Raw genomic sequence first — 23,936 nt, forward strand, 5'->3', positions numbered from 1 at the left:
TAGGATTGAACAGGATGCTTTTTGGACTTGAATCGCGGGGCTTTGTTCTGCTTTTTAAAGAATCTGGAGAAGGCATCGGAGAGGTTTTTTAGGGAGGATTGGATCGCAATGCTGTCCACTTCTTTTAACCAGCTCCATTCTTCTTTTAAATGAGGTAGTTGAGCAGAACAAGCGTTATACGTCAGTCCTTTCCCTGTTTCTTGGTATGTATCGTTCCATTTTGCTAGAAAATGATTGAAGACAAAACGAGAACAGCCAATGGTTTTCGCAATTTGTCTTTCCTGTTCTTTCATTGGGTAGATGCGGAATTTGTAGGCTTTGTTAACAAGCAATGCTTTCACCTCTCTCTGTATCACGATACATCTATTATACCATATTTTGCATGGTGGATCGGTCATTTCAGGAAAAAAGAAAGCATGCAAGCACTTGAATAGTTGAACAATCGAGATGGCAAGTGAGCCATCTCTTGTCCAAAGGCAATTCATCTCCCACCTACTCATTTTCATTCCTTGAGGTGGGAGTCTTCTCGCCTATTGCTAATAAAGTTGTTGCTTATATCACAGGAAACCTCCTAGAAAGTTGACTTCTTAGGCGGTTTCTGTATATATATTTAGCTTTTTAATACTTTTTCACAACAAAAAAACAGACCCTTTGAGGATCTGCTAAGAATATGTCGCCAATAGACATTTATAAATTCAAAAAATAAGAAATGTTAACTCCCTTTCCATTTAGTATTTACGATTTGATATCCCTTCGAAAGCCTATTCATGTTCTAGATTAACTTCCAATTGTATAATGGGACTGAGACTAATAATGAGTTTATCCATAATTTGATTTCTTATCGAAAAAATGGCTTTGCCACTATAACCTAAATTTAGTGCGCTTTTTTCAATGGACCATTTATTAAAATAACGATATTGTATAAATTCTACTTCCAAGTCTGATAAATCCTCTAATGATCTATCAATAGACTCTACTAATAATTCTAATTCTTCCAAGTAACTCTCTAATCTCTCTTGCTCTTCTATCTTTTCAGATAGCGTTAGAGTATTTGTTTTTGTTGCATTACGGGATTGAATACGATCTAGCTGCTCTTTCATATTTATAATGGCTATTTTATAACTATTATACTTTTTAAGGTGTTTCTCAATAACTTTAATAGCTTTTTTACGTTCTGTTTTACTAAGTTCTGTATACATAAAATTCCTCCTTATATAAGGGAACGTTTGTTCTGTTATGTATATAATATATTATTTGTCCAACTATTTCAACATGTTAATGACAAAAATTAGTGTATAGGGGGAGGAAGGTCACTTAGGCAAATTCTCTTAATTCAGCTATTTAATACATACTTATCGGCTAAAAAAGACGCTGAGTAAATACCCAACGTCTCTTCGCATTCTTATTCAACAAAACTCTCCAACGCATCATCAATCATTTGACTGTTCGCAATCGGACCTGTGTACAACCAGCTGGAATCCTGACCGAATTCATAAATATTATCATTTTGGACAGCCGGAATGTTCTGCCAGATCGAATCTTCTAATGCACTTGATTCACCATCACTATTGACTAAGATGATATGATCCGCCTCTAACTCGGCTAGTTTCTCCATGGAGATTTCTGTCCAGTTTTGTGCTGATGTTTCTGAAATTTCCGATACAACACTTGGTGCTGTTAATCCTAACTCATTATATAATAAATCGCCACTGGACAAATTTTCACTTACAATATAAAAAGTATCGGCAAATAGCCATAAAGCAGCAACCGATTCATCACCAATAGCTTCTTGAATTTGCTCTTTGGCATCCTCTGCTTTTGCATCATATTGTGCTAATACTTCATCTGCTTTCTCTTCCATGCCAAAAACTTCAGCTATAATTTGAAATTTTTCTCGCCAGTCGTTGATTTCTTCTGTTCCAACAACAAAAGTTGGCGCTATTTTATTATATTGATCATATTTATTATCTTCCACCATGCCGGCAGAATCCATTAATAACAAGTCTGGTTCAAATGAAGTAACTGCTTCATATGGTAACTCACTTGGAATGGTAGGGATGCCCTCTAAATCATCCTGCAAATAGTCTTGAATATCCTCACCATCGCGAACAGACCACTGTGCAACTGGCTCTACACCTAAAGCGACTAAATAATCTTCTAAATAAGATCCGATCACTCGTTCAGGATTTGCTGGAACCTCTACTTCATGCCCCATTGCATCTGTTACAGTTCTTGTATCTTCCTCAGCTGATTGCGTATCATCAGTAATTTTATTTTCTGTTGCTTCCCCTTCTTCAGAAGAAGATTCTGTATCTTCACTATTACCACAAGCCGCTAACAAAAACAAAAATGCAGCAGCTAAACATATTAACCAACTTTTTCTATATGCTTTCACAAACCATTTCCTCCTTATGCTATGAAACACGATTTATTCTTTTAAATGATAACAATTTTCATTTTCACTTACAAGAATTATTTGTTGGCAAATACAAATAACGATACTACCAATCTCTTGTTTTTTCCCTTATACTAGAATGATAATAGTTCTCATTTTTAAGGAGTATCTCAAGCATGTCTTTTTCAGGAAAAAACAAACAAACTTCCCGACCACTGGTGGCATCATTCGTCATAATCGGTGGTTTCATTATACTACTACTCTCATTAGTGCTTTCCATTATATATGGTGCGGCAGAAGTCGATCTACCAACAACTTGGGAAGCATTAACACAATTTGATCCAAATGAAACGGCACATCAAATTATTCGTAATTTACGTCTCCCACGCGGATTAGCTGCTGCCCTAATTGGTGCAGCACTTGCAGTTTCAGGTGCGATTATGCAAGGAATGACTAGGAATGCCTTAGCATCCCCATCTATTATGGGAGTTACCGCTGGTGCTAGTTTTATGATCGCTGTAGCCATGGCAATCACACCACAAGTTACCTCTTTAGCTATGATGATCTGGGCATTCGCCGGTGCTGGATTAGGTGCTGGTATTGTCTTTGGTGTAGGTTCTATTTCGAAAAGTGGGCTTACCCCTGTAAAATTAGCATTGGCTGGGACTGCTGTGACATCGATGTTAAGTGCACTTTCTTCAGGAATTGCGATTCATTTTAATATTGCGAAAGATATGAGCTTCTGGTATGCAGGAGGCGTGGCTAGCGTTCAATGGATTCATGTTAAATTACTGGCACCAATTGTTATGATCGGATTGATTATCGCTCTTTTACTAGCCAAATCGATTACTGTACTAAATTTAGGGGAAGATGTTGCAAAAGGGCTTGGACAACGAACGGCTATTTTAAAAATCACAGCAATGATAGTTGTGCTGTTATTAACAGGAGCCGCTGTCGCTGTCGCAGGAACGATTGGATTTATCGGTCTTGTCATTCCACACATTACCCGTTTTCTTGTCGGAGTGAATTATCGCTGGATTATTCCGGCAGCAGCTGTCTTAGGAGCTCTATTACTTGTCCTTGCTGACACTGCTTCACGTATGGTCAATCCTCCGTTCGAAACACCAGTAGGAACAATGACTGCATTAGTAGGGGTTCCCTTCTTCCTCTATCTTGCTAGACGTGAAGGGAGAGGATTGTAATGGTATCACCAAAAAGAAAAACAGCATTATTAGTGACCGGACTTCTTCTTGCGATTATGGTAACCCTGTTAATTTCACTTAAAACCGGAACCATGACAATCGGTCCTTTAGATGTATGGAAAACATTAATAGGACAAGGTAGTGACCAGAATGAGCTTGTCTTATTTGATTTTCGTTTGCCACGAATGGTGATAGCCCTTCTAATTGGGGCTGGCATGGCAATATCCGGGGCGATTTTACAAGGAGTAACCCATAATGAATTAGCCGATCCAGGTATCTTAGGCATTAATAGCGGGGCAGGTTTTGCTGTTGTATTATTTATCTATTTATCACAAGGAAGTACAACCTCCCAAGTATTTATACTTCCATTAGCTGCACTTGCAGGGGCGGTACTAGCTGCGATATTAATTTATTTGATTTCCTGGAAAAATGGTGTCTCTCCGATTCGATTGATATTAGTTGGTATTGGTATTAATGCTGCTTTTTCGGCTTTAATTATTGTCTTTCAATTGAAAATGGACCCGAATAATTTTACGCAGGCACAGATTTGGCTATCGGGTAATATCGCAGGAACGGATTGGACGTATACCCTCGCTCTATTACCATGGATTCTAATTCTTCTGCCTGTTACCTTTTACAAGGCAGGAACATTAGATACGTTACACCTTGGTGATGAAACCGCACAAGGCCTTGGAACACATGTGGAGAGAGAAAGGTTACTGTTACTTTTTATTGCCGTAGCGCTTGCCGGTGCAAGTGTTGCTGTAGGAGGAGCAATCGCATTTCTCGGTTTAGTTATTCCACATCTGGCACGAAAATTAGTCGGAGCACGACATAAACATATGCTGATTACTTCTGCATTATTAGGGGCACTGTTATTACTCGTAGCGGATACATTAGGTCGAAATATCCTTGCACCTTCTGAAATACCTGTAGGGTTAATCGTTTCCCTTATAGGTGGCAGTTATTTCGTCTATCTTTTAATGAAATCTTAATCGTTATTAAATGAAAAATGAGAGATAATTTGTTATTTTTAATGTAGTACGTACTATTAAATAGGAGTTGATGAACGGTGTATCGTAAAGTAGATGATTTTATTACCGATTGGAATAACGGGGCACAGGGTACTATCCTAGTACTTGAATCATTAACAGATGAGAAACTGGATCAAGCCATTGTAGAGGGCCACAGTACACTTGGTTGGATCGGTTGGCATTTAGCAACAGCACCTGCCTTTTTCGCGGGAATTGTCGGTTTAAACGTGAAAGCTTCCGGGAACCCGAGTGAAGTTCCAACAAAAGCTGAAACGATTGTCCAAGCGTATAAAACAATTGTAGACGATATACAAAAAGAAGCTGAACTTTTAACAGATGAGCAATTAGCCGAAGAAATCGAAAGCTTCGGCAATAAAACGACTCGTGGCGCTATGCTGCGTACGTTAATTGATCATCAAACACACCATCGCGGGCAAATGACGGTACTGCTTCGTCAAGCAGGATTAAAGGTGCCAGGTGTAATGGGGCCTACCAAAGAAGAAAGTAACTAGTAAAACAAGCACTTAAGACCTATCTTAAGTGCCTGTTTTATATTTATTCTGTATATTCTCTATGTGCTTCTGTTGTTAACTCAATTCCACCGCGCGCTGTCTGATAAACGGTAACTTTTACTGAGGCAGGTTCGATCGCCCACACTATATCATCCGCTATTTGAGCTGCTAATGATTCACAAAAAGCACCGTGATCACGGAAAGACCACAAATAAAATTTCATCGATTTTGACTCTATACACTTGTGACGTGGTGTATAGGAAATTTCTACTTTTCCGAAATCTGGCTGACCTGTCTTCGGACAAACGGCAGTAAACTCTAGGGCGCGAAACGTTATATTTTGAACATTTGGTGCATCAAATGCTTCTTGTTTTAAAACTTCTTTTCCTTCTTCGACGCTACTTGGTCTAGGCATTGGACCTGACCTTGGTAAGTAATAATTCTCTGACATTTAGATTCCTCCTAGTTTTGTTAAAGCAGGATGGTTGCGAACTGCTTAAATTAGTCTAAAGAAGCATTATAGCAGAACTTATGGCAATTGCCAATCTGACCATTCCCATCTAATTCTTGGAGGAAGCTCTACTACGCTATAGCGATTTACTCTTACTGATGTTCTTTTTCAAATTTTTGCATAAAAGTAATCAAATCTTCTACCCCTTGTACAGGCATCGCATTGTAAATACTAGCACGCATTCCACCTACGGAACGGTGGCCTTTCAACGTTTCTAGTCCCTCAGCTTGTGCTGCTTTAATAAATGCAGCATCTAAGTCATGATCCGGAATAACAAAAGGAATGTTCATAAGTGAACGACTATCTTCTTTTACTGGTGAACGGTAAAAATCAGATTGGGCAATATAATCATAAAGTAATCCCGCTTTTTTTTCATTACGAGTTTGCATTTCTTTTAACCCACCTAGTTCTTTCAACCATTCGAAAACAAGCTTTGCTATATAAACGCCAAATGTAGGTGGTGTATTATAAAGTGAGCCACTTTCACTATGCGTCTGATAATCCAGCATGGTTGGACACTGTTCAGAAGCGTTGCCAATTAAATCATCACGAATGATCACGACAGTCAAACCAGCAGGACCGATATTTTTTTGTGCACCAGCATAGATTACGCCAAATTTAGAAACATCGATCTCTTCAGATAAAATATTAGAAGACATATCCGCAACTAATGGCACATTACCAGTGTCAGGAATCTCGCGGTATGCTGTACCTTCAATCGTGTTATTGGTTGTAATATGCACATAATCCGCTTCTGGATCTATGGTACTTGTACTAACTTCAGGAATATAAGTGAAGTTCTCGTCTTCAGAAGAGGCAATCTCGTTTACTTCAATAAATTTCTTCGCTTCTTTCATTGCTTTTTTAGACCAAGAACCAGTATTCACATAATCTGCCTTACCATTTTTCTTTAAATTCAATGGAATCGTAGCAAATTGCTGAGAAGCACCACCTTGAACAAACAGTACTTTGTAATTGTCAGGGATATTCATTAATTCACGCAAAAGCTTCTCTGCTTCGGTAATAATATCGGTAAAAAGACCTGATCGGTGACTTAATTCCATCACAGACATGCCAGAGTCTTTGTAATTTGGTAATTCTGCTTGTGCTTTTTCTAAAACTTCTAATGGTAACATGGAAGGCCCTGCTGAGAAATTGTGTACTCGTTTCATCTTTAACCACACTCCTAATTTAAATTAAATAGAAAGAGGTAAGGAATAATTCCTTACCTTTGCCCAGGCGAGCGGCTATCGATACTACGTGCTCCCTTGCGGTTGATCCGCACCCTCGCCAGTTACACGCAGCCTTTAACTTTGTGAAAATTATAACAATATTCACACATTTTTTCAATTAAATTTTTCGTAAATTTTCAAAATAATACTGATCTTGATTCTCTTAACAAAAAATAAGTAAGAAAATCGTAACAGTTTCCATTTAAAAAGTGTGATAAAATGGCTAAAGGAGAAAAAACGCTAGGAATGATAACATGCAGACAATTATCTTTGATGTTGATGACACACTATACGACCAGTTACAGTCTTTTCGTAATGCTGTTTATCAACAATTAAGCACATCTTTCACAGAGTCCGAAATCGGACCTTTATATAAAGCCAGTAGAAAGTATAGTGATGAGGTCTTTGAACCATATATGAACGGTGAAATCACTGTACTTGAATTACAAACCTACCGCATTACGAAAGCATGTGAAGATTTTGGAATAAAGCTTAGTTATGAGCAAGCGGTTAAGTTTCAAGAAGTTTATTTAGCGGAACAGAGAAACATACAATTATTGAAGCCCATGAGACAACTGTTGGACCAATTGTGCGAGCAAGATAAACAGTTAGCAGTTTTAACCAATGGTGAGCTAAATCACCAGATGATGAAAGTCAGGCAACTGCAACTCACCAACTGGATTCCTGCTGAACATATTTTTGTCTCAGGAGATATTGGGCACTCGAAACCGAGTATTGAAGTCTTTGAACATATTGAAAGAAAACTACATTTAAATAAACAAAAAACACTGTATATTGGCGATTCATTTGAAAATGACATCTATGGCGCAAAACGAGCAGGGTGGAAAACCGTTTGGATGAACCATCGAAAACGAAAAATACTACAACAAGATATAGAGCCTGATTATATCGTGGAACGGCCAGATGACATTTTAGCAATTGCCAGTGAGTGGCAAGATTAAAAGCAGGTAAAGTGAGACTATGATCAGGTTGTTAGCGTCTGTTACTCCAAAACTTTTCCTTGTGTTACTTGCAGTAGGAATATTACAGACGTTTAGCACCGTGATAAAATATCGTGAAACATCATGATTGGTGGCTTTCATTTTTGGAGTGAGATTGTTGAATTCAAAAAAAGTATTAGGTATATTATTTGCCGTCATGTTTTTTGTGATGGTTGGATTTGGAATTATTATTCCTGTCTTGCCTTTCTATGCAGAGGAACTTGGCGCATCACCATTTGAGTTAGGTTTATTAATGGCAACTTATTCTGTCATGCAATTTTTGTTTGCCCCGATGTGGGGGAGAATTTCTGATAGAATTGGGCGCAAGCCGGTATTAATGATTGGAATCGCCGGTTTAGCCTTATCCTTTTTCTTACTTGCTTTAGCAACTCAATTATGGATGTTATTTGCTGCCCGTATTATTGGTGGCTTATTATCCGCTGCCAACATGCCGACTGTAACAGCATATGTGGCAGATATAACGAGTGAAGAAGATCGTGGAAAAGGAATGGGAATTATCGGTGCAGCTGTAGGGCTTGGTTTCATCTTCGGACCTGCAATCGGAGGAGTCTTTTCATCTGGTAACTTAGCTATTCCGTTTTATTTATCAGGGATATCTTCCTTAATTACCTTTTTACTAGTTGCAGTTGTGTTAAAAGAGTCGTTAACGGAAAAAGGCGCTTCTCAGGAGAAAAAGCGTCCATCCTTACTGGCAGCATTTAAATCACCAAATGCGAATCTTTTTATTTTGCAGTGGTTTGTATCCGTATCGCTAGCAGGGCTTGAAGCGACATTTGCCTACTTCGCATATGACCGCGCCGGTCTTGGCACTGTGGAACTTGGCTATATCTTTATGATTATGGGTTTGGCAGGCGCAATTGTTCAGGGCGGTTTAGTTGGTCAAATGACGAAAAGGTTCGGCGAAGGAAAGGTTATTCAAATCGGTATCATAGGTTCTGCTGTCGGTTTCACCCTTATTCTATTTGTACAGGATTTCCTTACCGCAGCAATATTCCTAACAGTTTTCGGTTTAGGAAATGGATTGATTCGCCCAAGTGTATCTTCCTTATTAACAAAAAAAGCAACATCTGGCTATGGACAAGTTACTGGTCTATTATCTTCCTTCGATTCTCTAGGTCGAATTGTTGGACCACCACTAGGCGGAATGTTGTACGGCATTGCAATTTTTATGCCATACGTATCTGGAATCATTTTATCCGTTCTTGCTTTAGGCATTTATTATCTTTATACACATCGTACAAATGCTCTAGAAGGACACGCATAATGCGGAAAGCATGTTATCTGAAAGGATTGCATGCTTTTTGTGTATTCAATTCAAACCCGATTAAATGTATAATAAGAGTTATCGTAAGGAGGGATTCAAATGTCTATCCCAAAACCACTTGTCCAAATGAATCAAACATTTATACTGATCACTGTTTTGTTAGGATTGTTCGTTCACCCAGTCATTCTCATACTGCCCTTTATCACCGGTTTCCTTACATTAATAACGAAAAACAATCCAGTAATACGAATAGGAAAAAACTTTTTAAAGAAGCCAGCCAGTTCTTATCCACCTGAAGATAAAGCACAACAAATTTTCAATCAGTGGATCGCTACAGTTTGTATTGGCTTGTCGCTATTATTCTTCATCTTGCAGATCAACTGGCTAGCTTACACCTTCAGCATAATGGTTGCTATAGCATCTGGGCTTGCCCTTGCCGGATACTGCATTGGGTGTACGATCCGTTACCGCTACATGATGTGGAAACATAAAAACAGATCAGAGAGACAAGGTTAACTGTCTGTTTTGTCATCCAAGCATGCTTGAGATATAAGATGGCATGCTTTTTTTCATTACCTGTTATACAAAGATATTTCTTCTACCTGAAGCAACGAAGAGAATATCCGCATAAAGACTTCATAACGATCTTCTTCATCATAGAGTTGTTCCTGGTAATGTCTCAAATGTCGAGCAACATCTTCTCTAGCACTCATATCGAATTGATAAAACAATCCATCGGGAAATATAAAGAATCACAAAAGGGTAGTAACGTACTAACAGCGATAGAACCTGGCTTTGGAGTTGGAAATGTGGGTAGAGGAAGGAAAATTTCTAATGTTTTCTCTGTCTCAATATCGACGGCAACAAAGGCATTTGCACCAAATTGATTACCGATAAAGTAATATTTTGGCATCACCGTTCGCCATTCCTGAAACCATGACTTTAAAATGGGCCATTTTTGAAAGTATCGCTTATTTTCATTGACAAAGTCTTGGAAACAATTAAAGGAAGGATTTAACTTTACTTCATAGGCGAGGCGCCACCATAATAAATTTTCTACAATAGGATCTTGCTTATGGAAGGGGACTTGATAATCATTAGCAAATTCTTCGAAAGCTGGGATAAGGTCTGGCAAATATTTTTCATACGCGTATTTCACAAACTTCAGATAAACATTAGTTAGTAATTCTCCCCGAAGTTCCTCGGACATTCCTTTGTTATGCCGAAACTTAACAGTCCTCGCTCGTGATTGTGAAAACCGGATGCCATCTTTTTCATTTTTATCAGGCATTTCATCAATCCTCTCTTTTAAGATTTTTTTATGCACACATATATTATTCGAGGTAATGTTGCAAATTCCTGCAAAAATATAAAGCAAATGTCGAAAAGAATATAGTTAGAGAGTTTTGTGTGCATATGGTTCCTTTGGAAAATACTAAAAGCAGGAATCACAAGGTAACTCCTGCTTTTAATTACTCTTTATCGTAATCCTTTGATCTTAGCACTTCTTTCGGAATATTGAATCCCCGCGAACCCCTTAGATCGATTTCTTTTTCTTCAGTTGGATAATAAATGATAAAATTATCTGGAACAATTTCCGCCAGGTATTTTGGCACTTTTTCCAGTTCAGGATGCCAACCAATGGTGCCTTTTCTAGCACTTAGTAGAACAACTAAATCATCTTCCAGCAGTTTGTCAACATGCTGATGCCTTAATTCTTGCCAATCCTCTACCCTGTGAAAATTAGTAGGTGGACTTGGTTTGATCTTTTTAAAGTGATTTACATAATGCTCCTGCATACCTTTTATCACAACAACTTGTAATTGAGCATTAAGTCGGCTTGTTAAGATCTTTATCCGTTCTACAGCTTCTTGAAAGCCTGGCTTATGGTCGGCACCAAAAGGAAGGATGAACACAATTCGTTTAGTTGTTTCCAAAGGATGACCCAGTTTCGTAACCAAAACAGCTTGATTTGTCTCATCAATTAACCGGTCCAACATCGAACCTAACTTAAAATGATGATTGTCCTGGTTAGCATTCCATCCAATAACGACCGTGTTAATACGTTCCTCGATAATTGCTCTGGAAACACCATGTATAATATCTTTATCTACCTTTGTCAAGATCCGGACTGGTATCTCCGCTCCAGCAGCATATAATTGAGCATGTCCTAACATTCGCTCCGCTTGAGCTACTTGTTCCTTCGCACCAACCATATCCTGCTTTACAACACTTAATGGATAGATTGGCTGATCGTCTGTGTTCGCATGCTTAATGGAATTAGCTAAATCAATTAATGCTTCCATCGTGTTTGGATTTGCAATTGGAATCAGAATTCTTTCCGGTATATTTGCATGTGCTTGTGGAATTTGTTCCTCCTTTAATGCTTGTCGTCTTGCATACTTCTCAACTAAATATGGTCCAGTAACACACGTAATTAAGATCATAATAATAACTGCATTAACCGTTACCTGATCAAGCAGGCCTATATCGTAACCTACCAAAGTTGAGGCTAATGTAGCGGCTGCTTGAGGGATTGTTAAGCCAATCACGAGTCTCTGCTCTGTTCTCGAATAGTGATAAATCTTGCTAACAAGAATAGGAGGAACAGCTTTACCAATAATAACTGCTGCAAGGATCGCACCAGTTACTACCCATGCTTGCGGGTTATTCATCAATATACTTAAGTCCATCAACATACCAACTGATAATAAGAAAAACGGAATAAATAATCCGTTACCTAGAAAGCGAATCCGATTCATTAAAGTTCCGTGTTCTAAAACATAACGATTTAATGCTAAACCTGCAAGGAAAGCACCAATAATTGGCTCTACTCCAGCAACAATTGCCAGGAATCCCGCCAGAAATAGGATAACCATTACAAATGTAAAGTTGGTAATCCCTTCTGTACCATAGTTACGAAAAAACCATCTTGAAACAACCGGTACTACTTTCAGCATTAATAAAACAAAGACAACTAAAGATATGAGCAATTGAAGCCAAAATTGGACCGTTAATTGGCCTGCTGTAACACCAGTAACAATAGCTAAGATTAACAAGGCAAAAGTATCTGTAAGCAACGTTCCTCCAACAGCTGTTGTCACAGCCTTGTTCTTTGCAATGCCTAACCTGCTAGCAATTGGATATGCAAGTAACGTATGTGAACCAATTATAGAACCAATCAGAATAGCTGCAGCAAACGAGTAACCTAACATAATACTGATAAGCGTTCCTAATATTAGTGGCATACCAAAGCTCATCGAACCAAATACTAAACTGCGATTACGGTATCTTTTAAATCCGTCGATATCCAGTTCTAAACCAGCGATAAATATAATAAATAACAAACCGACAGTACCGAGTAATTCAATGGTTTGATCTCGTTCTAACAAATGCAACCCGTTAGGTCCAATCAAAACACCGGCTAATATTGGACCAATAATTCCCGGTATTCGAATTTTTTCCATTAACAGTGGGGATATAAAGAAAATCACCATCGCAATGGCGAAAATAATCACAGGATCTGTAATTGGAAAAGACATAAAAAAGTACCTCACAAATAATATAATTTTTTAAAATATATCATAAGCCAAGATTTCATGCACGTAAGAAAATGCAGAGCCCCATGCATCAACGTATAAAGCGGACTAAACCGCAAAAGAAATGATAAGGTCTATTGAGAATTCCATTGGTAGCATCCTCATGATCCCAACACTCTCAATCGATAACTATTTTTAGCGGTTTGCCCAAGTTGATCGAGAAGATTATAATTGGCGTAAGCTCCGACGATGGCTCCTAAACCTGGTACCATTTGCAGCAATTTAACAAGGTCGATATAGTCTCGGTATTCCTGCTGAAAGACACGCCAATCCATATCTGCCAAGCGGCCTTTCTCTTCCTCCCAATGCTTAATCAAATGATATACCTCTCTCCTTTTATCATCATTGGAAAAAGCGAGTTGAAAGACATGTAAGATAAACAGCCTTTCCTCATAATTCGATGTATCAAAGCCATAAATAGTTGCTACTTCAAATAAAAATTTCATCTTAATGGATAGTAGTAGTGGAAAATCAGCCAAACCTAAAAAAATACCACCAGCTCCAGTTCCGGCACCTTCAATCATAGCGGTCTTGCGGTAGCTCTCTAATTTCTGTTGAATTAATTTTTCCTTATCCTCTAACAAAATCCCAATATCCTGGCTCTTTCTTGTGGTAAAATCAGAACCAACCAATGTTGTTTGAACCATATGTTTAATCGCTTCTGTCATGATTTGATGTGCTCTCTCCGGTATATAACTGTTAATTTTATTTTGGGCTTTTTTCGATAATTGTTGAAAGGTACTTTTTTTCTTTAAAATTTTTAATTCCCAATCAAGCATTTCTTGGTATGCTTGTTGTTCATATTGATTCATGTAGCATCTCTCCATTTTTATTCTTAGTCATTCATACGCAAAGATGATCAAAAAGTTTCAAAAACCTCTTGACTCTCACGTTACGTTATAGCTTAAGCTTTACTTGAAAGGGTGATCAGTATGCATGTAAAAGAAGTCGCTGCATTAACTGGTGTAAGTGTGCGCACCTTACATCACTATGATGAAATCGGACTATTATCTCCTGCTAAATCCGCGGAAAATGGCTATCGAATCTATTCCGATGAAGATCTGGCAACCCTTCAACAAATTTTATTTTTTCGAGCATTAGATTTTCCATTGAAGAAAATCAAAGAGATCATGTCTAGTTCTCATTATAACCGGTTAGAAGCACTAGAAATGCAACGAGATATGTTATTGGATAAACAAAAAAATATTACCACTATGCTTGAAACCATTGAAAAAACGATTAAAAATGAGAAAGGAGTTTATCACATGAGTCAAGAGGAAAAGTTTCAAGGCTTTGATTTCGGCCATAATCCCTATGAAGAAGAGGCAAGAAAACGCTGGGGAGATAAAAAGGTAGATGAAGCAAATCAACAAGTAAAGAGTATGACGAAGGAACTGCAAGATGAAATGAATCAGATCTACAAAGACTTAGCAGACATTCGTCATCAGGACCCCACTTCAAAAGAAGCACAGCAAACTATTAAGAAGTGGTATGATTTCTTAAATGACCATTTCACAACCTATACACCTGAAGCTTTTGAAAGTTTGGGCCAGATGTATGTTCAAGATGAACGTTTCACCAAAAATATCGATCAATTTGGTGAAGGTCTAGCTCAATTTATGAGTGAAGCAATGAAGGAATTCGCAGAAAAGCAAAAATAAGCTAACATTCAACCTAATCTGCTTTAACAGAGTAAACACTTATTTGGTGTTTACTCTGTTTTTACATTCCACCACATGTATTTATTGATAAAGCATGGAAAAGATAACCTTAAATCTTACTTAATTGAGGTGTTTGTACATGTCTGATCTTCTGATTATCGTTGGCAGAGTGCTTAGCATTCTCCCTTTACTGCTTATCGTCACTCTCTTCATGGGAAAAAGAGCAATTGGAGAGCTTCCCGTATTTGATTTCCTTGTAATCATTACATTAGCCTCTGTTGTCGGAGCAGACATTGCCGATCCAAATATTGATCATCTCCCTACTATCATCGCTGTTATTTTGATCGGCCTTTTACAAAAAATCGTATCCTATGTCAAACTTGCAAACAGACGGGTTGGCAGATTAATAACATTTGACCCAACCATTGTGGTATATGATGGTACATTTCTTCACCGAAACCTTAAGGATACCGGCTTTTCCATAGATAACATATTACAAATGCTAAGAGATAAAGGGGTTTTTGATGTCAATGAGGTTGAAATTGCGATTATCGAGGCAAATGGTTCCTTAAGTGTATTAAAAAAACCTGAGAAAAATCCTGTAACTGCTGAAGATTTACAAATTAACCAACCAACTTCTAAGATTTCCTACCCCGTTATCGTTGAAGGAGTCGTTCATAGTAAAATGTTAGAAGCAAGAAACCTTAATGAAGAGTGGCTACAGGCAGAACTCCGAAACAAAGGTATAACAAATCCAAAAGATGTGTTTTTTGCTACCATTAACCTCATAAATGAAATTGAAATTTCAACTTATGAAGATCAATTTAACGAGATACCTCCCATTCAACATTAATGGCCCACATGACATTTGGTGGGCTTTTGTTGATGGTTCCGGCATCAAAACCGACATAGACATATTTTAATTCTTTTGTACAACTAACTGCTGCTCCTCTTGTTCATACATGACATGATTTTTGCCATTTCGTTTTGCTTTGTACAGTAATTCATCTGCTTGTTGAAAAAAGAGCTCTTTTGAAATATCCGCTGTTAAAGCTTTTAACCCAATACTTACAGTAATATTTTCATCTAATTCTTCATGGTATTGATTAGCTATGTACAAGCGGAGACTTTCAACCGTTTCATATGCTTGTTCTAAGCCTTTATTTGTAAGAAGAATGGCAAACTCCTCCCCACCATAACGGGCCACAATATCATCTTCCGTCACCTGTTCTGATATTGCATCTGCCACTCGTTTCAACACTAAATCGCCATTACTATGACCATAAAAATCATTAATCATTTTGAAATTATCAATATCAATTAAAGCTAATTGTAGTGGCATTCCTTGGGAAACACTTTGTTCATACAAAAAATCTAAATATTCATGGAATGTCTTATGATTATAAAGACCTGTTAGTGCATCAACCTTTGATAATCGCTCCATCATAGCACTTTTTACAATTAATTCTTTTTCTTTTTCTGCTGCTCGCTGTAGGAATTGGAACACTTCATTTCCTCTTTCAATAATGATGAGATAGGTCATGTAGCCAGCCAATAGTACGAAATGATAGGAGAAATACTCATAGAACGTAATTGCTTCTCTTATGGATGGTAGTGCAATTAGAGAGGTTAAAGCGACTAAATTAACCATTAAACTAAAGCGAAGTTTCTTTTTGTCAAAGTAAATTAACACAACTGCCATCGTTAATAAAAAAAGAATTTGTAATCCATTTACTTCAGGATGGCTAACAATGGTTACGAGTGCTACAACTGTTCCGGAAATAGTTAATAGTTTTGAACTGTATATTTGTTTATGATTCATTAAATAATGTGTAGTCCATAAAATCCCAACTTGAATGAAGGAAGGGATGATCATTTTATATATAATAAAATAACCGATATAATCAGGGTGATAATAGATGGTTACACATAAGCCCATTATTTGGCCTAAAAATGCGATTATCACCATTAACCAATAGATATAAAGGATTTTCTTTGTCCACAGCTTATTATTTAAGCGTGTCGGTCTAGTGCCTACCATTCTTTACCCACCTTTGTCATACCCCAGTTAATTCTATTATACACAGATTTTTAGGACTATTCACCCATTTTTTTTCAAATAGTTAAGATTTTTTGGAAGAATGTATAACATTAACCATAAAGTGAGATTCCCCCTCATTTTAACACCCTTTACTATTTAAGACCGCTTGGAGTAGAGGCATACAGACAGTTAGTACCGTAATACACTTCCAACAAAAACACCGATTAAAGACCTAACCAATCCCCATATTTATCCATTTATTGTTATTGGTATTACAATCTTTTTTCAAATTTATAACTTATGTTTAGTTAACTATTCTACAGGTTATTGCCAAATAGGGAGGATATTAATTAAAGGAGGTTGTTTATTATGAATTTAATGAGAGCAAAAGAAATTAAAGATGATCCAGTTATGAAAAATGTTGTCTATAACGGAAGATATGTTTATATTGAGGACGTGAATGATGAAACGCAGCAAGCTCTAGTGAGATATACCAAACATGAAGAAGGACATTTTGAAGTCAATGTTACCAATTTAACCGAAGAATAAATGGAGGTAGATTATGTTACCAAGTAATATGCAAAAAGAAGGCACACCGAGACAAAAACAAACAAAGCAGCCGGGTTTGGAATATTTAATGGAGCCATTACCGCATCAGCCAGTAAATTACACGGGATCTGGTAAATTATCGGGTAAATCAGCTTTGATTACTGGTGGTGACAGCGGAATTGGCAGAGCAGTTTCGATCACCTATGCAAAAGAAGGAGCAAATGTAGCTATTTCCTATTTAGATGAACATGATGATGCTCAAGAAACAAAGAAGCTGGTAGAAAAGGAAGGCGTACAATGTATCCTACTACCTGGTGATATAAAAGAGCCAGACCATTGTGAAACATTAGTAAAAGAAACGATTGATGCCTTTGGTCAACTCAATATTCTGGTAAACAATGCTGCTATACAATATGTAAGTGAAAACGTTGAAGATATTTCGAATGAACAATTTGAAGAAGTGTTTAAAACAAACTTCTTTTCACAATTTTATTTAACAAAAGCAGCGGTTCGTCATATGAACACTGGAGATTGTATTATAAACACTTCCTCTATTAATGCTTATAAAGGAAATGGCATATTAATGGACTACTCAGCTACAAAAGGAGCCATTACTGCTTTTACAAGAAGTATTGCCCAAAGCCTTGCCAAGAAAGGTATAAGAGCTAACTCAGTAGCTCCAGGACCGGTTTGGACACCGCTAATTCCTTCTTCTTTTGATGAGGAGCAGGTTGAAAACTTCGGGCAGGACGGGTTAATGGGACGACCAGGTCAACCGTCAGAACATGCTTGGCCATATGTCATGCTTGCTTCAGACGAAAACTCTTATATGACAGGACAAGCCATTCATATCAATGGTGGTTCATGGACATCCTCTTAAATCAGAAAGCTGAAACACTTAATTAAGGTGTTTCAGCTTTCTAACTTTACTCTGTATTACAATTTCATTACAATAGTTTAAATTTCTCTTATTCAAGATTAAAACTTTAATTTGGTGGTATTTGATAGTTAACATATTCATATAGATGAATTTGTAAGATGAACTATCGGGGGAATCCTCAAGATCTTACACAGGTATTATTGGATATGTTATTATTTAGACGAGTGGGGCTTAATAAGAAAGCTTTTCACAACCAGTATCAACTAGCCTAAATAGTTATTGCTCCAAAAAATTAAAAGGAGGAATTCTGTATGAGGTGTAAAAGTTGCAATGGTGAAGGGTTAATCCGGTGTCCTCAATGTTCAGGTGAAGGAATTGATTATGGGATTCACAAATGCGAAACTTGTGCTGGTGAAGGAGAAATGGCTTGCTCAACATGTCAAGGAAATGGAAAAATAGGCTTATTTGAAAGACTAAAATCAAAAGCATAAAAAAAAATAGCTGAAAATAAACCTTATGTAGAGTGGTACCCATCATCAAAAAAATGGATTCCACTCTTTTATTTTATACAAGAAAAGCGCAGAGCGCCCGTTTAGAAACGTAGCGACTTCAGCATCAACTGAGATAAAGGAATCACGGTGAGTTTACGAACCGTTGATGACTTATCGTAGGGCGATTCGTGAAGTCGCCTAGTTTCTGGGCGTTCGGAGCTAGACATCTGCGCAAATTTTATACTTTCTTGTCTCTTAAGAAAAACGATCCCTTCTGATACATTTAAAAAATGATTACTATATACTCAATTTTAATCCCTTGTTTTCTCATTTTATTAAATATTTCCTTTAGCTCTACTCCATCACAACCATCTTCAATAAGCAAAGCTACTTCTCTTGTCATCACTGTTTTTATGGATTCTGACTATGCGCTGATGAAGATAGTGGTTCCTTTAAATCCTGAAACTATAACTCTGTGGATGAGTTAATTAAAAATCCCCTATTCATAATGTTTGTCTATACATAAAATGATAGTATACATAACATATTTCAGGTTGTATTTTAACAATATTCTATCCAAGAAGGAGGAAAAAGAATTTGTCTCCTAAAAGAGTGGAGGAAACGCAAAAAAATATGTCTTCTAAACAGTTGGGACAAGAGCAAGAATTAACACTGGAACATTTATACAGTCAAATACAGCAGCAACAAGAATTATTGATTGAGGTTTTAAGGGAAATAAAAAAAGAGCCACTACCACCTCAACCATCTAAATCACTTTTTAGTATATTGGAAAAGCTTGACCTAGATACGGAGAAACTTGTACAAATTGCTGCATTCATCGTAAGTTTAAATACCAAGAATAGTAAGGAAGAACAAGATCAAAAACAAGAATTAACATTGGAACAGTTACACAATCAAGTACAACAGCAACAAGAATTATTAAACAGGGTTTTACAGGGAACTAGTCTAGTACCACCTCAACCACCTAATAGTATATTAGAAAAAATTAACCTAGATACGGAGAAACTTGTACAGATTGCTACATTTATTGGAGGTTTATATACCAATAATAATGAAGATCAAGATCAAATTTAGACAGGTGGTGGTGACTAACCTCCACCCCCTCTCACATCACCAAACTTACGATTCCATATTTGAAAGTCAAACGTGAAAATTGATATCGAATAAACTACCTTTCTATCCCTTGGCTTCTCCAATTTCGGTTACTTTACTGCCTTCCCAGTTCGGGACTTCAACTCTATAGTTTAGATGCATGCCCGGCACATAAGAAAAGCGCAGAACGGCCGATTAAAAACGTAGCGACTTCAGACTCAACTGAGATAAAGGAATCATTGAGAAAAAAGCGAACCGATGATGACTTATCGTAGGACGATTCGTGAAGTCGCCTAGTTTTTGAGCGCTCGTAGCTAGACATCTGCGCATTTTTTATACTTTCTTTTCCTATAAAAAAGAAGCTGAATTATATAACTCAGCTTCTTAGACTGTAGACAAAGTCGATAGAAGTCGAATTTGTCTACAGTTTTTTGAGATTAAAAAATATGAGGTTTTTACCATTTTTACTGTCTAACTTCAGATGACATCAGCTCAAGATCATCAATTGAAGATATAGAACAACTTCTAATACCTATTCGCCTCCCTATCTTGTCTTCCGACAAACAGGAACTAGTATTTCTAATCTAACACACTGCACCAATAATAATTAACAAAATAAACAACACTACGATTAACGCAAAGCCTCCACCATGTCCGTAGCTCATTATAATTCCTCCTTTCAATAAGTTGTACAGTTCACCCAACCATTGAACATTCAATTATTAAAATCAATATTTTTTGGATGAACCTACCCTAAAAAAAGGACCTATAATTATTAATAAGATGAATAAAACTACGATTAGTGCAAAGCCTCCACCATATCCATATCCGCCAGTTCCTACATTGTTACTCATACCAATCACTCCTTAACTTAAATTAGTAAGCTTAGCTTACTTATTATTACGTTATTCTAGCTAAATAAAAATGATTGAGACAACCTTATTAAGTGTTTTGTGGAAATTGATCTACCATGCTGCCCCAATAATAATTAACAAAATAAACAACACTACGATTAACACAAAGCCTCCACCATACCCGTATCCGCAAGTTCCTACATTGTTACTCATACCAATCACTCCTTAACTAAATTAGTAAGCTTAGCTTACTTATTATTACGTTATTCTAGCTAAATAAAAATGATTGAGACAACCGTATTATGTATTTTGTGGAAATTTGCAACGGGGATGTCAAAACTTTATGTAAATTCCCCTATTTAGATGGAACACATAGCCACAGATTGGGCTGCTTGTCCTTGGCCCTGTACTTCTAATAAATGAATGATCCATTTCACTACTTAAATAATAATTGTTGTATTAACTGCAAAATTCTCTTATAATTATAATTGATTGGTCGATCAATCAATAAAATGATTAGTCAGTCAAACATCTATTATATTTTTAATCATTTGGAGGAACCAATGATGAATAAAAACGCTGAAACGGTCACACAAGTAAAAAAGGAGCCTAGATGTGGTAATTACAAGACACAGTTCCTACCAGTACTAGGATTACTATTATTTGCCCCATTTACTGCAGAGTACATTATAGGATATCTCGATGTAACAGGAAATTTCGGGTTAATGTTCTTATATTTACTATTTTTTGGACCATTGTACGGCGGAGCAGCATTAATTATACGGGAAGTTACACGTCGTGCTGGTCTTGGCTGGCTAACAATGACTATTCTTGCTTTTGCATTTGGTGTATTTCAAGCAGGCATGATTGATCATGGGTTATTCAACCCTGCATTCCAGGACATCGATTATTGGCAAGATTTGCGTGATCCAACTTATATTTCTTTTCTCGGTATTAGTGCATACCAAGCTGTTGATTTTATAAGTGGACACGTCATTTGGAGTATTACTGTGCCCATAGTGATCATGGAGATATTCTTTCCAAGTCGAAAAAGAGACCCATGGTTAGGTAATGTAAGTTTGACTATTATCACCATTTTATATTTACTTGCTTCTGCATTTATTTTTCAAGATCAGGTGACAATGGACCATTTTCTTCCTACCGTAACGCAATTCATTGTTACTGGAATCATTGTTATCGTTTTGATCATTGCTTCATTTACTATTGGAAAACACAACATGACACGTAATGAAAAACCAGCCCCTAAACCTTTATTTGTTGGAACGGTGACACTCTTCCTGCTAAGTATGCACACTATCATTGAATTATTAGCAGTTTTACTGGGATTTTCCTCGGATTTTATGATGGAGTGGCCAGGTGTCATTTTAAGATTGATGTCATTATCACTGCTTGGTTATTTGATTTTAGTTTGGTCAAAGCAAAAAGGGTGGAATGTTATGCACCATCTTGCTTTGGCTGGTGGTGCAATTTTGACGAGAACTTGGATTGCTTTTCTTATCCAACCTCTCGGAAATGTATCGTCATCTGACAAACTTATTGGAAATATGATTTTCTTATTAGGTGCTAGTCTGCTAATCCTTTTTGGAACATATGTCACAAAAAAGACAATCAAAGTATCTGATTAATGAAGTGGTATCCAACCACGATAGATTCTAATGAAAAGGTAATCGGATTACTTATATTGGATACCGAAAACTATTTCTCTATTATCAAAGTAAACAAATTAATTGAATAGTATATATCGAGAGCAAAATTTTTTTACTCAAGGCTATCATAAAGTTAAAAAAGAAACTCAAAGAAGTTGAAGCTACATCGAAAAAGTGTTACCTGATCAATTCCCTTATTGGTCACAAACTGGTTATGAATGGGTATTCGAAGAAATTTATGCTGCTGATTTTTCAACACTGATTAAAGCTACCTGTCCTCATTATTTATTATATTCCCATTCGGCCTTACAAATTAAAGCTGCTGTTGCTAAATGTTCACCACCGTTACGCTTGGAAAAAGAACGAAAGTCAGCTAATCCAACTGTTATGTGACAACGAATTTGGCATCATTGTTTCCCATCATTCCCCAGCCTCTTTTGCGCTGAAGGATCCTGTCACTCACAATATTTTTAGTGCTTGGGGAGGAATTAACGATGGCCAATTCACCTTCCTTTCCATGTTGGAGCTTGTCAAAAAACACAATATTTCCTTGGAAATAATCGCGGATTGAACCGCTTTAAATCCAACAAAAAGATTCTCATTAGATGGAAAAGGAAAATGGACATTGGTTATGACGCTGATTTTGCGATTGTTTCTTTCGATAAAGAGACAATCGTCTTACCATATAATTATTATGCAAAACATAAACACAACTTATATGAGGGGCATTGATTCCTGTAGTGTGTTGAAGACATATAATCGGGGTAATGTTGTTTTTTATGAGTCGAAAGTTAGAACAACTTCTTGCTAAAAAGCTCACACCTACTTGGAAGGGGAGCTTATTTTGCTTCGTTGGCCTGTCTCTTTTTCATACAACTTGATATGTTCACCGCTTACTCCATATACTATGCCACTATTTATCCAACCATATTTTTCGTAATAGCCTTCAAGGTCTGTTGATAGATAAAGGTTCTTATAACCCTTTTTAGCAGCCTCTTCTAAGGCATGTTCTAGTAGCTTATATCCAAATCGGTTGCCTCTATGTTGTTCATCAACATATAAGCAAGCAAGCCAAGGACACAAATCTTGACGACTATTCAAATCATTTCTAATTAATGCATAAGTTCCTATGATATTCCCTTCTTTCACAGCCACATAAAATCTTGGAATAGCTGATTTAGTCGTGCAAGAATGAACCATCGCATCTTCATAGAACGTATAGTTATGCTCGTTTCCCCATTGTTCCCAAAATACTTGAAGTGCTTTCTCAAAAAGATTATTCCTTTCTTTCAACTCGATAATTTTCATATTACCCCCCAATAAATTCCACCTTGAAATCTGATTGTTACTTCACTTTTCTTGAATACCTAATTGATACTTGGTTTTCCCCGGTTTCAGTAGTTGTAGTCCTTTTCTCCCTGTCGACAAATCCTCTCGCTTCATAAAACGGAATAGCTCTATAATTATCTTCTTGTACTGATACCCATTGTTCCGATACACCTTTTTCTATTTGCTGCTTGGTCAGCGCAGAAAGTAGTTGTTTTCCGATGCCTTTATACCGATAGCTTTCATCTACATAAAGCACAAATACTTCTCCTGTGTCTGGTTTTGTCATACCTCCACCGATAACACCTATAACTTTTGAATTATTTAATGCAACATGAGTATAAGTTCCCTGTGTAATGTCCTTTTTAACACGCTCATGATTATACCAAAATGCGATATTTTTCTTTTGGTATTCCTCGCTTAGCTTTCCCACTACCGTTTGTGTCCAACCTGTGGAACAGATATGAGCAATAGCTTCTGCATGTTCTTCGCTTGATTTTTCAATGATGATATTCAAGAGTTTATCCCCCCTTTTTTTCAATGAACTGTCGCGATGCTAATATATTGTTGCATCCAATCAATC

28 protein-coding genes and 1 riboswitch are annotated in these 23,936 nt (G+C 37.0%); of the genes, 14 read left to right on the forward strand and 14 right to left on the reverse strand.

The window, feature by feature from the left end; genetic code table 11:
* From GHT08_RS10030 to GHT08_RS10040, 3 genes are all read right to left on the reverse strand, one after another.
* Positions 1 to 332: helix-turn-helix domain-containing protein (locus GHT08_RS10030; protein WP_163581349.1), on the reverse strand; the 332-nt coding region annotated here is incomplete at its 3' end.
* A 429-nt stretch (positions 333 to 761) separates the two neighbouring features.
* Positions 762 to 1,199, reverse strand: coding sequence for a transcriptional regulator (locus GHT08_RS10035; RefSeq protein ID WP_163581273.1), 438 nt, complete (start codon positions 1,197 to 1,199; stop codon positions 762 to 764).
* 203 nt (positions 1,200 to 1,402) lie between these two features.
* Positions 1,403 to 2,395, reverse strand: coding sequence for an ABC transporter substrate-binding protein (locus GHT08_RS10040; protein WP_163581274.1), 993 nt, complete (start codon positions 2,393 to 2,395; stop codon positions 1,403 to 1,405).
* A gap of 176 nt (positions 2,396 to 2,571) precedes the next feature.
* On the opposite strand from GHT08_RS10040, the gene GHT08_RS10045 reads away from it, so the two are divergent.
* The 3 genes from GHT08_RS10045 to GHT08_RS10055 all read left to right on the forward strand — a co-directional run bounded on the left by GHT08_RS10045 (position 2,572) and on the right by GHT08_RS10055 (position 5,143).
* Positions 2,572 to 3,597 carry a FecCD family ABC transporter permease gene (locus tag GHT08_RS10045; RefSeq protein WP_163581275.1) on the forward strand — a complete coding sequence of 342 codons (1,026 nt, stop codon included), beginning with the start codon at positions 2,572 to 2,574 and terminating at the stop codon, positions 3,595 to 3,597.
* Positions 3,597 to 4,592, forward strand: coding sequence for a FecCD family ABC transporter permease (locus GHT08_RS10050; protein WP_163581276.1), 996 nt, complete (start codon positions 3,597 to 3,599; stop codon positions 4,590 to 4,592). Before GHT08_RS10045 ends, GHT08_RS10050 begins: the two co-directional genes overlap by 1 nt.
* 77 nt (positions 4,593 to 4,669) lie before the next feature.
* Positions 4,670 to 5,143: a DinB family protein gene (locus GHT08_RS10055; protein WP_163581277.1), complete on the forward strand. Its 474-nt coding sequence runs from the start codon at positions 4,670 to 4,672 to the stop codon at positions 5,141 to 5,143.
* Positions 5,144 to 5,186: 43 nt separating this feature from the next.
* Here the strand turns inward: GHT08_RS10055 and queF are convergent, their stop codons facing one another.
* Positions 5,187 to 5,594, reverse strand: a complete 408-nt coding sequence (gene queF / locus GHT08_RS10060; RefSeq protein WP_153833721.1) for a preQ(1) synthase — start codon at positions 5,592 to 5,594, stop codon at positions 5,187 to 5,189.
* Between the two features lie 152 nt (positions 5,595 to 5,746).
* Positions 5,747 to 6,826 (reverse strand): 3-phosphoserine/phosphohydroxythreonine transaminase, encoded by a 1,080-nt coding sequence (serC, locus tag GHT08_RS10065; protein WP_163581278.1) that lies wholly within the window; start codon positions 6,824 to 6,826, stop codon positions 5,747 to 5,749.
* A 54-nt stretch (positions 6,827 to 6,880) separates the two neighbouring features.
* Positions 6,881 to 6,962, reverse strand: a riboswitch (ZMP/ZTP riboswitch).
* A gap of 178 nt (positions 6,963 to 7,140) precedes the next feature.
* On the opposite strand from serC, the gene GHT08_RS10070 reads away from it, so the two are divergent.
* The 3 genes from GHT08_RS10070 to GHT08_RS10080 all read left to right on the forward strand — a co-directional run bounded on the left by GHT08_RS10070 (position 7,141) and on the right by GHT08_RS10080 (position 9,688).
* Entirely contained in the window at positions 7,141 to 7,848 is a 708-nt protein-coding gene (locus GHT08_RS10070) for an HAD family hydrolase (protein ID WP_163581279.1), read from the forward strand.
* A gap of 157 nt (positions 7,849 to 8,005) precedes the next feature.
* Positions 8,006 to 9,172: an MFS transporter gene (locus GHT08_RS10075; RefSeq protein WP_163581280.1), complete on the forward strand. Its 1,167-nt coding sequence runs from the start codon at positions 8,006 to 8,008 to the stop codon at positions 9,170 to 9,172.
* Between the two features lie 99 nt (positions 9,173 to 9,271).
* Positions 9,272 to 9,688, forward strand: a complete 417-nt coding sequence (locus tag GHT08_RS10080; RefSeq protein WP_163581281.1) for a DUF4395 domain-containing protein — start codon at positions 9,272 to 9,274, stop codon at positions 9,686 to 9,688.
* Between the two features lie 193 nt (positions 9,689 to 9,881).
* Here the strand turns inward: GHT08_RS10080 and GHT08_RS10085 are convergent, their stop codons facing one another.
* From GHT08_RS10085 to GHT08_RS10095, 3 genes are all read right to left on the reverse strand, one after another.
* On the reverse strand, positions 9,882 to 10,463 hold the full coding sequence (locus GHT08_RS10085; RefSeq protein WP_163581282.1) for a hypothetical protein: 582 nt from the start codon (positions 10,461 to 10,463) through the stop codon (positions 9,882 to 9,884).
* Positions 10,464 to 10,644: 181 nt separating this feature from the next.
* A complete protein-coding gene (locus GHT08_RS10090) occupies positions 10,645 to 12,714 on the reverse strand; it encodes a cation:proton antiporter (RefSeq protein WP_163581283.1) in 2,070 nt (689 codons plus the stop codon).
* 158 nt (positions 12,715 to 12,872) lie between these two features.
* The gene (locus GHT08_RS10095; protein ID WP_163581284.1) at positions 12,873 to 13,583 is read right to left on the reverse strand and encodes an EcsC family protein; all 711 of its coding nucleotides are present in this window, start codon (positions 13,581 to 13,583) and stop codon (positions 12,873 to 12,875) included.
* A 120-nt stretch (positions 13,584 to 13,703) separates the two neighbouring features.
* On the opposite strand from GHT08_RS10095, the gene GHT08_RS10100 reads away from it, so the two are divergent.
* Both GHT08_RS10100 and GHT08_RS10105 read left to right on the forward strand, forming a co-directional pair.
* Positions 13,704 to 14,432 carry a MerR family transcriptional regulator gene (locus GHT08_RS10100; RefSeq protein WP_193568288.1) on the forward strand — a complete coding sequence of 243 codons (729 nt, stop codon included), beginning with the start codon at positions 13,704 to 13,706 and terminating at the stop codon, positions 14,430 to 14,432.
* A 139-nt stretch (positions 14,433 to 14,571) separates the two neighbouring features.
* A complete protein-coding gene (locus tag GHT08_RS10105; RefSeq protein ID WP_163581285.1) occupies positions 14,572 to 15,285 on the forward strand; it encodes a DUF421 domain-containing protein in 714 nt (237 codons plus the stop codon).
* Between the two features lie 66 nt (positions 15,286 to 15,351).
* Here GHT08_RS10105 and GHT08_RS10110 read toward each other — a convergent pair whose 3' ends face one another.
* Positions 15,352 to 16,473, reverse strand: coding sequence for a GGDEF domain-containing protein (locus GHT08_RS10110; RefSeq protein WP_163581286.1), 1,122 nt, complete (start codon positions 16,471 to 16,473; stop codon positions 15,352 to 15,354).
* A gap of 369 nt (positions 16,474 to 16,842) precedes the next feature.
* Between GHT08_RS10110 and GHT08_RS10115 the strand changes: the two genes are divergently transcribed.
* The 4 genes from GHT08_RS10115 (at position 16,843) to GHT08_RS10130 (ending at position 19,488) form a co-directional block, all read left to right on the forward strand.
* Positions 16,843 to 17,022 carry an H-type small acid-soluble spore protein gene (locus GHT08_RS10115; protein ID WP_163581287.1) on the forward strand — a complete coding sequence of 60 codons (180 nt, stop codon included), beginning with the start codon at positions 16,843 to 16,845 and terminating at the stop codon, positions 17,020 to 17,022.
* A 13-nt stretch (positions 17,023 to 17,035) separates the two neighbouring features.
* Complete coding sequence (locus GHT08_RS10120; RefSeq protein ID WP_163581288.1) at positions 17,036 to 17,902, forward strand: SDR family oxidoreductase; 867 nt, start codon at positions 17,036 to 17,038, stop codon at positions 17,900 to 17,902.
* Positions 17,903 to 18,213: 311 nt separating this feature from the next.
* Positions 18,214 to 18,393 carry a hypothetical protein gene (locus GHT08_RS10125; RefSeq protein WP_163581289.1) on the forward strand — a complete coding sequence of 60 codons (180 nt, stop codon included), beginning with the start codon at positions 18,214 to 18,216 and terminating at the stop codon, positions 18,391 to 18,393.
* 597 nt (positions 18,394 to 18,990) lie between these two features.
* Positions 18,991 to 19,488, forward strand: a complete 498-nt coding sequence (locus tag GHT08_RS10130) for a hypothetical protein (protein WP_163581290.1) — start codon at positions 18,991 to 18,993, stop codon at positions 19,486 to 19,488.
* A 602-nt stretch (positions 19,489 to 20,090) separates the two neighbouring features.
* Here the strand turns inward: GHT08_RS10130 and GHT08_RS10135 are convergent.
* The 3 genes from GHT08_RS10135 to GHT08_RS10145 all read right to left on the reverse strand — a co-directional run bounded on the left by GHT08_RS10135 (position 20,091) and on the right by GHT08_RS10145 (position 20,573).
* Positions 20,091 to 20,171, reverse strand: coding sequence for a YjcZ family sporulation protein (locus GHT08_RS10135; protein WP_163581351.1), 81 nt, complete (start codon positions 20,169 to 20,171; stop codon positions 20,091 to 20,093).
* A 63-nt stretch (positions 20,172 to 20,234) separates the two neighbouring features.
* Positions 20,235 to 20,360: a YjcZ family sporulation protein gene (locus GHT08_RS10140; RefSeq protein ID WP_163581291.1), complete on the reverse strand. Its 126-nt coding sequence runs from the start codon at positions 20,358 to 20,360 to the stop codon at positions 20,235 to 20,237.
* Positions 20,361 to 20,471: 111 nt separating this feature from the next.
* Positions 20,472 to 20,573 carry a YjcZ family sporulation protein gene (locus GHT08_RS10145; RefSeq protein WP_163581292.1) on the reverse strand — a complete coding sequence of 34 codons (102 nt, stop codon included), beginning with the start codon at positions 20,571 to 20,573 and terminating at the stop codon, positions 20,472 to 20,474.
* Between the two features lie 353 nt (positions 20,574 to 20,926).
* On the opposite strand from GHT08_RS10145, the gene GHT08_RS10150 reads away from it, so the two are divergent.
* Positions 20,927 to 22,006, forward strand: coding sequence for a hypothetical protein (locus GHT08_RS10150; protein WP_163581293.1), 1,080 nt, complete (start codon positions 20,927 to 20,929; stop codon positions 22,004 to 22,006).
* Between the two features lie 195 nt (positions 22,007 to 22,201).
* Positions 22,202 to 22,420 carry a hypothetical protein gene (locus GHT08_RS10155; protein WP_163581294.1) on the forward strand — a complete coding sequence of 73 codons (219 nt, stop codon included), beginning with the start codon at positions 22,202 to 22,204 and terminating at the stop codon, positions 22,418 to 22,420.
* Between the two features lie 429 nt (positions 22,421 to 22,849).
* Here GHT08_RS10155 and GHT08_RS10160 read toward each other — a convergent pair whose 3' ends face one another.
* Positions 22,850 to 23,335 carry a GNAT family N-acetyltransferase gene (locus GHT08_RS10160; RefSeq protein ID WP_163581295.1) on the reverse strand — a complete coding sequence of 162 codons (486 nt, stop codon included), beginning with the start codon at positions 23,333 to 23,335 and terminating at the stop codon, positions 22,850 to 22,852.
* A gap of 37 nt (positions 23,336 to 23,372) precedes the next feature.
* The gene (locus tag GHT08_RS10165) at positions 23,373 to 23,870 is read right to left on the reverse strand and encodes a GNAT family N-acetyltransferase (protein WP_163581296.1); all 498 of its coding nucleotides are present in this window, start codon (positions 23,868 to 23,870) and stop codon (positions 23,373 to 23,375) included.
* Positions 23,871 to 23,936 lie beyond the last annotated feature (66 nt).

It is taken from the genome of Gracilibacillus saliphilus, assembly GCF_010994085.1.
Taxonomy (GTDB): Bacteria; Bacillota; Bacilli; order Bacillales; family Amphibacillaceae; genus Gracilibacillus; species Gracilibacillus lacisalsi.